Raw genomic sequence first — 14,250 nt, 5'->3', positions numbered from 1 at the left:
GCTCACCGATTGGCGCAAAAACCGAACTCCGTGCTTTCCTGTGGTCCCAACTCCCGATTCCAATGCACGCCGGACGCGTTCAGCGCATTACCTGACTGGCTCCAGTTCGCGCTCCACACGGTGTAAGCCTGTCCTTCGATGGGAACGGACACGGACCAGACCAGATCGCGGTCGCTGGAATTGATAACGCGCACGTTAGCGCAATAGCCGTCGCCCCAGTCATCGGTTTTACGCAGGGTGGTTTGCGCGGGGTTGTCCTGATCGCCGCCGTCTCCTCCATCATCGCCTCCGTTGTCACCGTTGTCACCGTTGTCTCCGTCATCGCCGCCATCGTCCCCACCATTGTCGCCACCGTCGTCACCGCCGCCCTCTACCGGCGACCACCAGTTACCGGAGATAAACAGCATGGACAGCAGATTGATGGAATCGGAGTAGTAATCAGAGCGATTGCCGCTGATCAGATCCCATCCCTGATTGAGAAAGCTCTGATGTCCGGTGACTGAGGCCGCCGCCACCATCGGCGCGGTGAACGCCATGGCGGAATAGCCCACTAAAGGCTCGCCATTGAGCTTGTAACCCGCCATGACGCCGCCGGGATCGCCGCCCGTGGCGTTGATCGCCCATTGCATTAATTTGTTCATAGCGGCGCTGGCGCGCGCGTCGCCGAAATGCGCCGCATCAATGGCGATGCGCAAAGGATAGCGACAGGCGTTCCAGGAGAAGTCGTCGTCCGTGTCCGCTTCCAGGAAGTTTGGCGGCGCCGGACGGGGATCGCTGTCGATAACGAAGTCCGACATCAGCCCGGTGGCGCTGGCGTAGTTTTTGATCATCTTATCGATGATCCCATAGGCAGTGTCCGCCGCTTCGCCCCAGAATGCGTCGCCGGTGGCCTGCTGATAGGCGTGCATGTGGTCCGTCATCCAATCCGACGAACGGGTGGTCCACTGGTTGTCGTCCCAATCCCCCAGCATGGTGCGTTTGGAGGAGCGGTGCACGTCATCCCCTTTCAGACCGTTATTGATGATGCGCTTGGCCTGTTGCAGGTAATTGATGGCGCCATCGGAGCCCCATTGATAATGCGCCAGCAGTAGCGCGTAGGCGATGTCCATATCGCCGTCAGTGGCGGAATCGGAATCCTTGCTCGTGTTTTCGCTGGCGTCGATGACCCATGACATCAAATGGTTGTTGAGCGTGGAGCGATGTTTGTCGTACATGTTGTACATGCCGTCGAAGTACTGCTTCGCCTCGCTGTCATGGCCAGCCATCAGCGCGAACAGCATCATGCCGTAGCCATGCGCCTCCGAGGTGGTGATCTCGTTACCGTCGCCGCCAGTGCCCTTCATATTGACGTAATAGCCGCCGCCGGGCGTATTGCCGTTGGAGGGCTTAACGTAAGCGTCTTTCCAATAATCATAAAATTGGGCGACCTTGGCGTTCATCTGCGTCTGAGACACATGATCCGGTTTGATTTTGCCGGCGAACTCAAGCGCCTGAGGAAACGGCCGCGCCGCCTGCGCTTGCTGCGCCAGGGCTTCCTGACAAACCGCACCCGTCACAGCGATGGTTGTTTTCGCCGTCGAGTCCGCGCAACCGGCGAGCGCTGTCTGCGCGCTCAAGGCTAATCCGGAGAGTAGAATCACCCGCGCCGCCAAAGGCGCGATTCGAAATGTATCAGGCATCATGGTCCGCTTCCTTTACTCGTTTTTTCAGGTTGTCGCCCGAGTCTAGGATGGGAATCGTTCCCAAACGATCACCCGAATGGCGTAAATGCCGACGTATTCCGACAGGGGATATGGGGTAGGCGCTCTTGCAATAAAGAGCGCCAAAATTGCAAAGGACGCTATTTCTCCACCCGGTTAACGCTGGCGCAGCTTGCGCCAAATGAAGCGCAGAGGGAAGAACAGAAGGCTCAGCAACACCAGCCACGGCAGCAGGTAGGCGAAGGCGGTGATAACTTCCGAGATGGCTTCGGACAGGTCTTCCGAGAACGAGGACAGCGAGCGACTGATAGGATTCCAGAAGGACTCATTGTGCTCCGCGTCGAAGGAGATGTTGAGGATATCCATGTTCACCCGCTGCAGCAGATAGGCGTTATCGCCCATGGCCTGCTCCAGTTCCGCCTGGGTTTGCGCCAGTTGCGAAGCGATTTTGATCAGTGAATCAATGTTGTCGGCGGAACGTTTCTCCAGCTCCAACAGCCGATCCCGATAACTGGTCAACATCTCCACTTGTTTATCCGCATCAACGATGGCCGCCGCCAGATCCTCCACATGGGTATTCACCTGCGTCACGTCGCCCGCCTGCGCCAATTGTTGCAGAATCGGCTTCACGCCCGCGGGCTTGATCCGTAAGCGCAGACTGGCGCGAGCGTATTCCCGGTTCAGATCAGCGTCGAGCAGCGTGCACTGATTTTCCCGGTCCGCCGCACAGGCGTCCATGATTTGCTGGTGCGTGGCGGCGATATTGTCTTCCTGCAAACGCGCGCGAACAGAGTGTTCATAAGCCAGGTAGGGATTGGATTCACGTTGCGCGGACTCCGCCCGCAATGACGCATCGCCTTCCATCCGTCCCGAATAATCGACGGGACTACAGGCGGCCAGCATCAGCATGAGTATCGCCAACATAAAGCGGCGCACAATCGGTTTCTGCATGGAGATCACTTCCTTCTGGAACAGGGATGATGGACAAATTATCGGCCGGACAGACGGAGAACGCCGACTTCGACATATTACTCATTAAGCAAGGAGGAGATGGCGCATCGCGACAGCCGAATCCTCCCTGATGTTTGATTCTTAACGGCCGCCGTTATCTTAAGGACTATTGCCCAAGAAGTGTTAGTAAATCCACGAGCGGGCGCTTAAAATTGCGCCCCCGAATTGTCCGTCAACCCAGCGGCCCGGCCGAATGGCGCGGGTGATTTCACCGCCACCGCATTCCTGCGCGCCAGGTTTGACGCATCGCAAATTTTAAGCGGCAGTTTTAAATTTCTTAACCAAATGGTCGAGTTTTCTATTACACTCCCGCTAACAATAACAGTTAAACAGAAGGGTTTTTTTATGATACCAGCTCTCGATATTTCCCGGTTTGACTCAGACCGGCAGGCGTTTCTGGCCGATCTAGGTGCCGCATATAAAGAATGGGGCTTTGCGGGAATTACCGGACACGGCATACCTAAAGAAACTATCTTCAACGCCCTGCGCGCCGCGGAAAAGTTCTTCGCTTTACCGGAAGAGGTGAAGAAAAAGTACTTCCTGGATAACTACGGCGCACGCGGTTATACCCCTTTCGGCACAGAAATCGCCAAAGACGCCGCCGTTGTCGACCTGAAAGAGTTCTGGCATGTAGGCCGGGAAGTACAAGGCGAACCGCCTTACGAGCAACTGATCCCCAACGTATGGCCGGAAGAACTGCCGGACTTCAAGTCCGCCATGCTGGAGCTGTATCAGGCCCTGGACCATCTGTCCAACCGCATGTTGTCCGCTTTCGCCTTGTTCCTGGGCGAAGATGAAAACTTTTTTCGCGAGAAAATCAACTTCGGCAACAGCATCCTGCGTCCCCTGCACTATCCGCCGATCAACGATGATTCCCTGCCTAACGTGCGCGCCGCCGCTCACGAAGACATCAACCTGATCACCTTGCTGGTCGGTTCCGAGCAGGAAGGTCTGGAAGTGTTGAGCAAAAAAGGCGAGTGGACGCCGATCTCCATGATCGAAGGCGCCATTATCTGTAACGTCGGCGACATGCTGCAACGCATGACCAACCACGTACTGCCTTCCACCACTCACCGTGTGGTGAATCCCAAAGGCGAAGCGTCCAAACACAGCCGTTACTCAATTCCGTTCTTCGTGCATCCCAATCCGGACGTGTGGTTGACCGCTCTGCCGCAGTGCGTTACCGAAGAGAATCCAGTGCGCGACGAGCCCATTCTGTCTCACGACTATCTGGTTGAGCGTCTGCGCCAGATCGGTCTGCTGAAGAAGTAAGTCTCAGCCGGCCACTGCGTAACGCAGCTCTGAGGGGTTGATGGCGTATTCATTGGCGCTCATATCGCGCCGCGACATCAGTCCCTCGGCATTGAACTCCCAGTGTTCATTGCCATGAGTGCGCATCCATTTCTCCGCTTCCGCGTCATACCATTCATACTCAAAACGCACGGAAATGCGGTTGTCCTGATAACACCATAATTCCTTCATCAGTTTGTACCGGGTTTCCCGCTCCCATTTGCGAGTCAAAAACTCCCGTATTCGCTCACGTCCCTGGAAAAATTCAGCGCGATTACGCCACTGCGAATCTTCCGTGTAACCTAACGCAACGACATCCGGATTGCAGGTATTCCAGGCGTCTTCCGCCATCTTCACTTTGGCGCGGGCGGACGCATCGGTAAAAGGAGGAACGGGAATTTGCTTGCCGTCTATTTCGATAAACATGAATTGCCTCTCTGTTTTCATCAAAAAGTAGACTATATTGTCTACTTACGCCGGAGAGAGTAGATAAACCAGTCTACCTTTGCAATCAGAAAGTAGACAATTTCGTCTACTTGTTGTTTAAGTGATTGATTATGAAAGTTTCAGCACGAGAAAAAATTATTGAGAGCGCCTACCGTCTGTTTTATCGGCAAGGACTTCGCGCCACTCAGGTGGATCAGGTGATTCAGGAATCAGAGGTGGCCAAACGCACCTTCTACAAGCATTTTCCCAGCAAACAGGATGTGGTGATGGATGCATTGCAGGAGCGCCACCAACGCTGGATGCAATGGTTCACCGACAGAGTGGAAGCACTCAACCCGCCGGGCAAAGAGCGGGTGCTGGGCATCTTCGACGCCTTACGGGAATGGTTCGACGATCCCGAGTTTCGCGGCTGCGCGTTTTTGAATGTGACGGCGGAAATCTATGACGCTCAGGAGCCGGAACGGGAGCTGGCGCGGCGACATAAGCAGGATATGGATGAAAAGGTCGCCCAATGGCTACGGGAAGCGGGCGTGGAGGATGCAGACCTGGCGCGGCAAATTGGAATGCTGATCGACGGCGCTATTATTCGCGCCCAGTGTTTTGGCGACGCTGACTATGCCGGCGCGGCGCGGTCATTGTGCGCAACGCTGATACGCATCTAGACTGACGGTTACTTGGCCACCGGGCCGCTATTCTGGCGTTCTTTAAAACTGGCGGCCACCGCCTGCAACTGCTCACTTTTGTTGTCGTAGCGGGACGCCAGCGTCCAGCCCAACACTTGATAGAAGTTCTCTTCGCCCATGACGGTGGTGATCAGGTAAGTCACTTTGACGCCATCGACGGACCCCGTCAGCGCCACTTGACGCGCCGGCAGGCCGTTGACTACCAGCGGCCGCCACTCGCCCAGCGTGCGGTGATTCACCAATGATTCCTGCATCAACGACACGATCAGTTCTGAGTAGTCTGTCAGCGTATAGCCGTCCTCAAAGTCCGCGCGCGACTCTTCCAGGATCAGCGCATAGGCGTCATCGAACAAATTGCCGGCCCCCAGGGACGCTTCTTCATTCAGATCATCCATTTTCTTCCAGCGTCCGGGCACGCTGAGGGACAAACGTCCGTCAGCGCTGCGCAGCACATTGTCCAATTTGGCTGATGCGGCGGAGACGCGCTGGTCTCCGCTGCTGCTGTGGCTTCCGCCCCGGCACACAGCCGGGCGGTATTGGTCAGGCATGGAGCCTTCCATACAGGACCATTCAATCTGGCCGTTCTTTTCTGCGGGAGTCCAGTCAATGGTGTTATTTTCGCGCAGGCTCTTGATGTCGTAGGTCACGACCATGCGGGCGTTTTGTTGCAGTTGAATACTGGCGACTTTATCACGCAGATCCTCAGGCAACCCTGCATCCAGGTTCTGGTTGGGATAGAAGCCCGTGCGCTGGATAAACGCGCTGACTTTATCCTGGTTTTCCTTCACAAACGGCATGGAGGTCTGGACTTGAGATCGCGTCACATAGTCTTGATAGGCGGGAATCGCAATCGCCGCCAGGATGCCGGTAAAGGCGACCAAAACAAACAGCCCCCCAATCGCCGCGACAACCATTAGGCCTCCGCCGCCGCGCACCTGACCGTATTTTTCCTGCCATTTGTCTTCCGATGACGCGAAGAAGACGATCGCCTCAATCAATGAGACCACACTGGGAATCATCGTAAACCAGAACAACAGATAGAAAATGCCCCACCATTGACCCAGATAGAACCGGTGCACGCCCAGTCCGCCCAGGAAAAACGCCAGCAGCCCCGCCGTCACTTTGCTCTTGGCGCTGGTGGGGGATTGTTTGGCGTGACAATGAGGACACTCCGTCAAGGTGGCGGAGATATGTGCGCCGCACTGACGGCAATATACGATTTGATCTCTTACCACCGGCGCCACAGGCGCGCGGTAGGCGTTATTCACGGCGGCATTGGTAGCCGTCTTTTGCGCCGCAGCGGGTTTGGGGGCGCTGGGCTTTGGCGCAGGCTGGGCTGCGCGTATAGGAGGTTCTTTCTTCACTGGCGCCGCCGCGCTCTTGACCACTTCACATACGCCGCCGGCTTGTTCTATCGCCGTTTTATATTTTTTGGCGGTAGCGCCATCGACATTTTTCTTGATCACATGACGGCTCTTCACCATCATTTTTTCCACCTTGTCCACATCCGTCCTGAACAAGGCGGCCAGTTTGTTTATTACATCATCTGGGTTCATGCCCTGTTGGCACTGCCCCAATAAAACAACATCGAATTTTAATTCAGACACGACTATTCCTGTCAGCCTTACAGCCGCTAAGTGATTGATACTACGCTATTATACGACCATCCTGAGTTCGTTCTACGACGTGGTGGTCAAAACTGAGATAGGAGAAGCGTCCGCTTCTCCGTTAAGAAAAAGCGGCGCATAGTACTAGGATGTAAGGATAGTTTAAAAGCCCGAAGGGTCAAAAACCCATGGCGGAGGACGTACTGCGACGAGGGTCGGCGGCGCCAAAAAACACGCCGTTTTCATCGATGAGAATACTTTGGCTGGCGCCCATGGCCGCCTTCTGGTTCACCGCGTGCCCCATTCCTTCCAACAACTTGACGGTATCGGGACTGAGGCCTTCCTCCACGCGAATCTCATCCGGCGACCACTGATGGTGAATACGAGGCGCGTTCACCGCAGCCTGAATATTCAGGCGATGGTCGATGACATTCATGATCACCTGCAAGGTCGTAGTGATGATGCGAGAACCGCCAGGGCTGCCGGTAATCAGAAAGTTCTTGCCTTTGTTTTTCACAATCGTGGGCGACATGGAGCTGAGCATGCGCTTATTGCCTTCAATCTTGTTAGCCTCGCCGCCCAATAAGCCATAAGCGTTGGGCACGCCCGGTTTAGCGCTGAAGTCGTCCATTTCGTTGTTCAACAGAAAGCCGGCGCCATCGACCACAATGTGCGACCCGTAGCTGAAGTTAATGGTGTATGTCGTGGACACCGCATTGCCCTTGTTGTCGGCGACGGAGAAGTGCGTGGTCTCATTGCTTTCATAAGGCAAGGGGTTGTCCGGCGCCAGCGTGGCGCTGGGCGTGGCGCGATTCATGGGAATGTCCTTACGCTGCTTCGCCGCGTAGTCTTTGGACATCAACCCTTTCTGCGGCACGTCCACAAAATCGGGATCGCCCAGGTACTTGGAGCGGTCCGCATAAGCCCGCTTCATGGCTTCTGACATCAGGTGAATCGTTTGTGCGGAGTTATGCCCAAGATAGCCGATGGGATAGCCTTCCAGAATGTTCAGAATCTGAATCACATGAATGCCGCCGGAGCTGGGCGGACTCATGGAATAGATATCAAAGCCCCGGTAAGTCCCATGAACGGGCTCGCGAATGACTGGCTGATAGCTCTTCAGGTCTTCCAGCGTAATCAGTCCGCCGCCGCGCTTCATTTCCTCCACGATCAGCTTGGCGGTTTCACCCTCATAGAATCCTTTAATCCCTTGCTCGGAAATGCGTTTCAGGGTCGCCGCCAGATCTTTCTGGATAAAGCGGTCGCCGGGTTCATAGAAAGAGCCGTCCTGTTTGAAAAACACTTTGCGGGAAGAGTCCCATTTACGCAGTCTTTCGGCGCTGTCTTTGACGCCATGGCTGAAGCGGGGCGTGACAATAAAGCCTTCATCCGCCAGCCGGATGGCCGGGGCCAGGGCCTCTTGCAGGGAAATCGTGCCGTACTTCTCCAGCGCCAGCGCCAATCCCGCCACAGTGCCGGGCACGCCCGCCGCTTTGTGGGAGAAGCGACTCAGATTGCTATCCGCCTCGCCGTCCTTGTTCAGATACATATCCCGGGACGCGGCCGCCGGCGCTTTTTCCCGGTAATCGATAGCGATCACTTCATTACGGCTTTCCGAGGAGATCAGCATGAAGCCGCCGCCGCCAATATTGCCGGAACGGGGCTGCGTCACCGCCAGGGCGAAGGCGGCGGTGACTGCAGCGTCAATGGCGTTGCCGCCGTTTTTCAACACCTTCAATGCTTCTTCCGTCGCCAGAGTATGGCTGGTGGCCACCATGCCATGATGCGCTTCCGTGGGAACGCTCCGGTCTCCTTCCAGAATGAATTCAGCGTTGGTCGGCGCCGCAACCGTCAGGGTCAGGGTGAGCAGGAAAGGTTTCGAGAGGATGGATACGAGAGACTTGAAGCCAAAAAGGCGAGCGTCAGTTATTTTTTTTGTTTCGCTTAGCATAACAACATTCCTTATTGGTGAATGGACAATGCCGTTCTTGTACGCCAATAACATGCCAGTAATAACAAGCGCCTACAAGCATCGTTTGCGAAATTCACTGGGCGTCTCGCCGGTCCAGCCGACGAAGGCGCGGCGGAAATTGGAAGCGTCGCTGAAGCCCAGTAACTGCGCGATTTCATCCACGGTGAGACGGCTGTCCCGCAAGTGCTGTAGCGCCAGTTCTTTTTTCACTTCCGCCAGCAACGCTTTGTAAGTAGCGCCCTGCTCCGCCAGCTTACGGTGCAAGGTGCTCACACTCATGTGCAATCGCGAGGCGAGTTCGGTCTGACTGGGGAATTCTCCTGCGCCGGCGTACAGCATTTCCTTCACCCGTCGCGGCAGTTGTTCGTCCCGGTCGTCATGCTGGATGGACTCACAGCGTTTGGTGAACAGGCTCGCCGCCAAGGGGTCCGCCGAAGGCAGCGGCTGCCGCGCCACGGAGAAGGGAATGAGGATGCCGGTAAACGCCTGCTGAAACCGCACCGGCGCCTGAAACATCTCTCGATACAAGGCCACATGAGGTGGCTCGGCGTAACGGAGGTGGATTTCCACGCCCTGCATGCGTCCGCTCAGGAGGAATTCCGTGGAGGTGTAGATGCTGCTAATCAGAAATTCCGTGGTCACCCAGGGCCGTTCCGGCAGGATGAAACTGGATTCGCAAACGAGTTCGTATACGTCGCTCCGCTCCCGCAGCTCAAAGTGCGCCTTGGGCGCCTGCACTGTGTAGAACTTCACCAGTAGCTGCAACGCCTGTTCATAGCTGGCGCTGGCCATGGCGGCGTAACCCAGCGCGCCATGCGTATTGATGTTCAGGCGTCGCCCTACCAGCAGGCCAATACCGGTCTCTTGCACCCGCTCCGCCGCCAAGCGTGTCACCCGCTCTAATCGGCGTTGATCAATCAGGGTGTCCGCATTGAGTTCGTCTTCCTGTAACTGGCAATCCTGTAGAAATTCCGCGCGATCAACGCCTCGCTCCACTAACAAGTCGATCAACGCTGCAACGTAATGACCTCTCATGACAGCTTTATCCGCTCTGGTTTATTGTTGTTGGCGGCGTCCGGCGCCGAGTCTGTCGTTGTGACAAAGAATGACCCGCTATTCGATGGGCCGCAACCTGTTTGCGAGCCGCTCCCGGTTATAGATTGTAATCAGATCACTTGGGTCAACGGGAGACGCCGTCATGACAATGGAACACACAACCGCCCCACGCCACGCCATCGCCGAAACAAGCGACAGCCGCACACCACCGGAAATCAACGTCGAACCGCGCAATCTCAGCTTCGATGTGGAGGCCGAATTAAGCACCCTGTGGCACAGCGGCGACGCGTTTAAAACCGCATTCTTCAATGCGCTCTCCCTGCAATTTCCCGAGGGCGAGCATCTGTTCATCAAGGCCGTGCGCGACTACCGCAAGCATGTGAAAGATCCCCAGCTGCAACAACATATTCGGGGGTTTATCGGACAGGAAGGCATGCATAGCCGGGAGCACGCCCGCTACAACGACGCCCTGGCGCAACGGGGCTATAACCTGGACAAAATGAACGCCCGCTTTCACAAACACATGGAGTTTGTCGGCGGATTCAAACGCAGTCGCCGCCTGGCGGGAACCTGCGCCGCCGAACACTACACCGCCGTATTGGCTCACGGCGTATTGAAGAATCCTGACTGGATGGCGGGCGCCAGCCCAACCATGCAGGCGTTATGGCGCTGGCATGCGGTGGAGGAAATCGAGCATAAATCCGTGGCCTTCGATGTCTACCAAAGTCAGGTCGGTCTCTATCGCATGCGCTTCGTGGCGTTCTGGATCGTGACCTTCCAGTTCTTCCGCTTCACCTTCCTGAACACCTGCTCCATGCTGAAAACAGAAGGAAAATTCTGGGATCTGAAAACCTGGCTGCACGGACTGAATTTTCTGTGGGGCAAACCCGGCGTGCTACGCCAGTCATTGCCTCAGTTTCTGCGCTATTTACGTCGCGACTTCCATCCCTGGGAAGTGGATGACCGGGAGGAAGTGGCGCGCTGGCTCAACAATAATGAGCGCCCAACGGAGGCGGCTTGAGAGCTCTGGAAGGCGCTGTTTAAACTTCTACTTGCAGAGATATTGTTAGCGCACTAACATACTGCGCTATGAAATTAGATGACAGCCTGGGTTTTCTGCTCAACAAAGCCGCCGGGGAAATGAAATTCGCTCTGGAGATGGCGCTGCGCCCTTATGATCTGACGCCGGGACAATGGTCTGTGCTGGCGCGATTGCGGCAAAACGACGGCCAGAAAATCAGCGAGCTGGGAAAATCGCTGTTTTTCGACCGCCCCACCATGTCGGGCATTATCCGCAGGCTGGACGCCAAAGGGCTGATCCTGAAAGTCCCGGACGCAAGCGATCAACGCGCTTATCGGATACACATCAGCGCCAAGGGCGTCGAGCTGATGGGCGAGTTGCCGATCCTGGCCCAGGACATTAATGCGCGGGCATTAAACGCCTTTACGCCCGAAGAGGCCTCCGAATTCAAAAATTACTTGCGGCGCGTTTTGAAAAACATATCGTAAGGCGTTTTTTTAAATACATAGTTAGCGCACTAACAAAAAAGGAGTATGTTTGTGAGAACTTTACTGAAAACCGTTCATCTACTGGCGATCGCCGTGTTCTTTGGCAGCATCGCCGCCTATATCTTCTTCGGGGCGATCCTGCCGGAAGACGACTTACGCGCCCTGACGCTGAACCGGGAGTGGGTCGCCGCCGGCACAGCCTGGCTGACGCTGCCGGCGATGTGGCTCGCCGGCCTCAGCGGCATTCTGTTATCTGGAAAGCCCAAAGCGACCTGGTTATGGATAAAAGTCGCCGGGTTCGTTCTGATCGCCCTGAATGCGCAGTTGATGGTATATCCGGCCATTCTGCTATCCCTGGAGACCGTCAACGACGCCAATCAGGTCTTTGACCACGCCATGTTGAGGGAAGCGGTATTCGGCGCATTCAACGTGCTGCTGATACTGGCCCTTGTGGTGGTGGCGATTAAGAAACCCTTCCGCCGCAGCCAGCCCGCCGCCTGATCACAGAGACTCAATCCGCTCCAGATAATCCTCCGCCTGCGCCAGGATCTCCCGCTGCTGCTCCTGAGAGAAACGCGCCCAGGTCCGGTAGATCATGGCGAGCCGGGGGTTGTTCTGGAGCCGCTCCCGATGTTGCTCTATAAAGCGCCAGTACAGACTGTTGAAGGGACAGGCGTTGGCGCCGGTTTTGGCTTTGACGTCGTAGCGGCACCCCTTGCAGTAATCGCTCATGCGATGAATATAAGCGCCGCCGCTGACGTAAGGTTTGGTGGCAATCAGGCCGCCGTCGGCGAACTGGCTCATGCCCCGGGTGTTGGGGGCTTCCACCCACTCAATGGCGTCCACGTAAACGCCTAGATACCATTGATCCACTTGGTCTGGATCGATCCCGGTCAGCAGACAGAAGTTGCCCGTCACCATCAGCCGTTGAATATGGTGGGCGTAGGCGTACTGCAGCGATTGCCCCACCACCTTGCTGACGCAACGCATGTGGGTGTCGCCGTCCCAGAAATAACGGGGAAGGTTTCGCCCTGCGTCATGCGCGTTGCTTTGCATATATTCCGGCATATTCGCCCAATACACGCCACGTACGTATTCACGCCAGCCAAGAATCTGCCGCACGAAGCCCTCGATTTGAGGCAGGCTGATGTCGCCCCCGGCCTGTTCATAACGCTCCAGCGCGGCGCGGATCACCTGCATGGGATGCAGCATTTTGGTATTCAAGGCGAACGACAGGCGGGAGTGGTACAAACTCCATTGCGCCTCCACTGCGTCGGTCATGGCGTCCTGAAAGCGCCCGAACTGAGGCAGACAACGTTCGCAAAAGTGTTGCAGCAATTGCAGCGCCTGACGTCGCGTCACCGGCCACAGCAAACGCTCATGGGCGACGCCGAAGGTCTTCGCCCCATGTCGCCGCAGACGTTCGAGAATAGCGCTCACATCATTATCGAAACACAGGGGATCGGGGATATCCGTTAACTGCTCCGCTTTGATTTTATTGCGATTTTCGCTGTCGAAATTCCACTTGCCGCCCAGTGGCGCGCCGTCCTGCATCAGGATGGCGAAACGCTTGCGCATGCGCCGGTAAAAATTCTCCATGGTGAGATGCTCGCCGCGCACAAAATGGTCGGAGATTTCCGCAAAAGGCAGCAGAAAATGCTCCGTGTCCGCCTGTGCGATTTCAATCCGCTCTCCTAATTGCAGTCGCTCCATCTGCTGCAACAGACGGTATTCGTCCGGGCGCTGATACTCGAAACGGCGCACTTGATGAAGCTCGCACAGATGTTTCAATAGCGCCGGCAAGTCGGCGAACTTCTGAGTGTCATCCAGGGTCAGATGCCGCACTTCATGGCCGGCCTTCCGCAGGGCATAGGCGAATGCCTGCATAGAGGCGAAGAAGGCGCAGACTTTCTGCACATGATGCATTACATAATCGACTTCCTGTGGCAGCTCCGCAATCACGTAAAGGACGCCCTGATCTGTTTCCCGAAACCAACTGTGGGCGGCGTTGAGCTGATCGCCGAGCAACAACCTCAGCGTGTGAAAATGGGCGGACATAATACACTCTGCCTGGCTTGAACGGTGAAGCCCCTTTGCATGAGTGTTGCAAACGGGTTGTCATGATTACGCCCTGACGCTTGCTTCGGATCTCTGCTGACCTAGAATCACAAAACCCATTTACGAAAAGATCACGCCCGTATATGAAATGTCCCAAGTGCGGTTTTGAACAGAGGGATAGCAACGTCGACTGCGAAAGCTGCGGCATTGTTTTCGCAAAATATTTGAAATATCACCCGCCGCAACAGGCCCATGACGGCCAGCGCCCGGCGCAGGAACCCGAACTGGAAGCGGAGGAAGCAGAAGATAAAGTTTCCTGGCGGGAAATTTTGCTGTATCCCGGTGACGCCTCTCCTGATCCCATTTCCGTCGGCGGACGCGCGCTGCTGTTGGCGGCGCTGACGCTCTGGGGAATGTGGTTGATGACGTCCCCCATCGCGTCCAATGCGGCGGGCGAATCCTTTCTTCACCTGATTAATCTGCCTTTTCACGAAGCCGGGCATGTGATTTTTCGTCCGTTCGGGCAGTTCATCGCCTCCCTGGGAGGCAGTCTGGGACAACTGATCATGCCCGCCATCTGTTTTGGCGTTCTGCTGTTCAAACATCACAACACCTTTGGCGCCGCCGTTTGCGCCTGGTGGTTCGGAGAAAACTTTCTCGACCTGGCGCCTTACATCAACGACGCACGGGCGGGCCAACTGCCGTTGCTGGGCGGCAACTTCGGTCACTCTTCCCCTTACGGCTTCCATGACTGGGAATATCTGCTCACGGAAACCGGGTTGCTGCGCTTCGACCATGGCATCGCCCAAGGCGCCCATTTACTGGGCTCGTTGATCATGATTGCAGCGGTCATCTGGGGCGGCCTGGTGCTGTATGGCCAGTTTCTTCTGATGCGCGAACAGGACTAACGCCGACGG

General features: G+C 56.1%; 13 protein-coding genes. 6 read left to right on the top strand and 7 right to left on the bottom strand.

Annotation, left to right across the window (positions count from 1 at the left end):
- Positions 1 to 2: 2 nt before the first annotated feature.
- Together O5O45_RS26950 and O5O45_RS26945 are read right to left on the bottom strand one after the other, a co-directional pair.
- Positions 3 to 1,682, bottom strand: coding sequence for a glycosyl hydrolase family 8 (locus O5O45_RS26950; RefSeq protein WP_305902395.1), 1,680 nt, complete (start codon positions 1,680 to 1,682; stop codon positions 3 to 5).
- Positions 1,683 to 1,856: 174 nt separating this feature from the next.
- Positions 1,857 to 2,651, bottom strand: coding sequence for a DUF4349 domain-containing protein (locus tag O5O45_RS26945; protein WP_305902394.1), 795 nt, complete (start codon positions 2,649 to 2,651; stop codon positions 1,857 to 1,859).
- Positions 2,652 to 3,056: 405 nt separating this feature from the next.
- Here O5O45_RS26945 and O5O45_RS26940 point away from each other — a divergent pair, with 405 nt between their 5' ends.
- Positions 3,057 to 3,983, top strand: a complete 927-nt coding sequence (locus O5O45_RS26940) for an isopenicillin N synthase family dioxygenase (RefSeq protein ID WP_305902393.1) — start codon at positions 3,057 to 3,059, stop codon at positions 3,981 to 3,983.
- A gap of 3 nt (positions 3,984 to 3,986) precedes the next feature.
- Here the strand turns inward: O5O45_RS26940 and O5O45_RS26935 are convergent, their stop codons facing one another.
- On the bottom strand, positions 3,987 to 4,427 hold the full coding sequence (locus tag O5O45_RS26935) for a nuclear transport factor 2 family protein (RefSeq protein WP_305902392.1): 441 nt from the start codon (positions 4,425 to 4,427) through the stop codon (positions 3,987 to 3,989).
- A gap of 131 nt (positions 4,428 to 4,558) precedes the next feature.
- Between O5O45_RS26935 and O5O45_RS26930 the strand changes: the two genes are divergently transcribed.
- The gene (locus tag O5O45_RS26930) at positions 4,559 to 5,110 is read left to right on the top strand and encodes a TetR/AcrR family transcriptional regulator (protein WP_305902391.1); all 552 of its coding nucleotides are present in this window, start codon (positions 4,559 to 4,561) and stop codon (positions 5,108 to 5,110) included.
- An 8-nt stretch (positions 5,111 to 5,118) separates the two neighbouring features.
- Here O5O45_RS26930 and O5O45_RS26925 read toward each other — a convergent pair whose 3' ends face one another.
- The 3 genes from O5O45_RS26925 to O5O45_RS26915 form a co-directional block, all read right to left on the bottom strand.
- On the bottom strand, positions 5,119 to 6,738 hold the full coding sequence (locus tag O5O45_RS26925) for an NINE protein (protein WP_305902390.1): 1,620 nt from the start codon (positions 6,736 to 6,738) through the stop codon (positions 5,119 to 5,121).
- A 178-nt stretch (positions 6,739 to 6,916) separates the two neighbouring features.
- Positions 6,917 to 8,689, bottom strand: coding sequence for a gamma-glutamyltransferase (gene ggt, locus O5O45_RS26920; RefSeq protein ID WP_305902389.1), 1,773 nt, complete (start codon positions 8,687 to 8,689; stop codon positions 6,917 to 6,919).
- Between the two features lie 72 nt (positions 8,690 to 8,761).
- Positions 8,762 to 9,745: an AraC family transcriptional regulator gene (locus tag O5O45_RS26915; RefSeq protein ID WP_305902388.1), complete on the bottom strand. Its 984-nt coding sequence runs from the start codon at positions 9,743 to 9,745 to the stop codon at positions 8,762 to 8,764.
- 163 nt (positions 9,746 to 9,908) lie between these two features.
- Here O5O45_RS26915 and O5O45_RS26910 point away from each other — a divergent pair, with 163 nt between their 5' ends.
- The 3 genes from O5O45_RS26910 to O5O45_RS26900 all read left to right on the top strand — a co-directional run bounded on the left by O5O45_RS26910 (position 9,909) and on the right by O5O45_RS26900 (position 11,776).
- Positions 9,909 to 10,787 (top strand): metal-dependent hydrolase, encoded by an 879-nt coding sequence (locus tag O5O45_RS26910; RefSeq protein ID WP_305902387.1) that lies wholly within the window; start codon positions 9,909 to 9,911, stop codon positions 10,785 to 10,787.
- A 68-nt stretch (positions 10,788 to 10,855) separates the two neighbouring features.
- Positions 10,856 to 11,275 carry a MarR family winged helix-turn-helix transcriptional regulator gene (locus tag O5O45_RS26905; protein WP_305902386.1) on the top strand — a complete coding sequence of 140 codons (420 nt, stop codon included), beginning with the start codon at positions 10,856 to 10,858 and terminating at the stop codon, positions 11,273 to 11,275.
- Between the two features lie 51 nt (positions 11,276 to 11,326).
- Entirely contained in the window at positions 11,327 to 11,776 is a 450-nt protein-coding gene (locus O5O45_RS26900) for a hypothetical protein (protein WP_305902385.1), read from the top strand.
- On the opposite strand, the gene O5O45_RS26895 is transcribed toward O5O45_RS26900, so the two are convergent.
- A complete protein-coding gene (locus tag O5O45_RS26895) occupies positions 11,777 to 13,333 on the bottom strand; it encodes a cryptochrome/photolyase family protein (RefSeq protein ID WP_305902384.1) in 1,557 nt (518 codons plus the stop codon).
- Positions 13,334 to 13,476: 143 nt separating this feature from the next.
- On the opposite strand from O5O45_RS26895, the gene O5O45_RS26890 reads away from it, so the two are divergent.
- A complete protein-coding gene (locus tag O5O45_RS26890; protein WP_305902383.1) occupies positions 13,477 to 14,241 on the top strand; it encodes a zinc ribbon domain-containing protein in 765 nt (254 codons plus the stop codon).
- Positions 14,242 to 14,250: the final 9 nt, after the last annotated feature.

This window comes from Hahella sp. HNIBRBA332 (assembly GCF_030719035.1).
In the GTDB taxonomy this organism is placed as follows: Bacteria; Pseudomonadota; Gammaproteobacteria; order Pseudomonadales; family Oleiphilaceae; genus Hahella.
The sequence above is the reverse complement of the archived record's forward strand: the minus strand, read 5'-3'. Positions and strand labels throughout refer to the sequence as shown.

Bases quoted from the DNA above. Each gene is read 5' to 3' on its own strand.
- O5O45_RS26950 (WP_305902395.1), bottom strand. From the start codon at position 1,682: ATGATGCCTGATACATTTCGAATCGCGCCTTTGGCGGCGCGGGTGATT.
- O5O45_RS26945 (WP_305902394.1), bottom strand. From the start codon at position 2,651: ATGCAGAAACCGATTGTGCGCCGCTTTATGTTGGCGATACTCATGCTG.
- O5O45_RS26940 (WP_305902393.1), top strand. From the start codon at position 3,057: ATGATACCAGCTCTCGATATTTCCCGGTTTGACTCAGACCGGCAGGCG.
- O5O45_RS26935 (WP_305902392.1), bottom strand. From the start codon at position 4,427: ATGTTTATCGAAATAGACGGCAAGCAAATTCCCGTTCCTCCTTTTACC.
- O5O45_RS26930 (WP_305902391.1), top strand. From the start codon at position 4,559: ATGAAAGTTTCAGCACGAGAAAAAATTATTGAGAGCGCCTACCGTCTG.
- ggt (WP_305902389.1), bottom strand. From the start codon at position 8,689: ATGCTAAGCGAAACAAAAAAAATAACTGACGCTCGCCTTTTTGGCTTC.
- O5O45_RS26915 (WP_305902388.1), bottom strand. From the start codon at position 9,745: ATGAGAGGTCATTACGTTGCAGCGTTGATCGACTTGTTAGTGGAGCGA.
- O5O45_RS26910 (WP_305902387.1), top strand. From the start codon at position 9,909: ATGACAATGGAACACACAACCGCCCCACGCCACGCCATCGCCGAAACA.
- O5O45_RS26905 (WP_305902386.1), top strand. From the start codon at position 10,856: ATGAAATTAGATGACAGCCTGGGTTTTCTGCTCAACAAAGCCGCCGGG.
- O5O45_RS26895 (WP_305902384.1), bottom strand. From the start codon at position 13,333: ATGTCCGCCCATTTTCACACGCTGAGGTTGTTGCTCGGCGATCAGCTC.
- O5O45_RS26890 (WP_305902383.1), top strand. From the start codon at position 13,477: ATGAAATGTCCCAAGTGCGGTTTTGAACAGAGGGATAGCAACGTCGAC.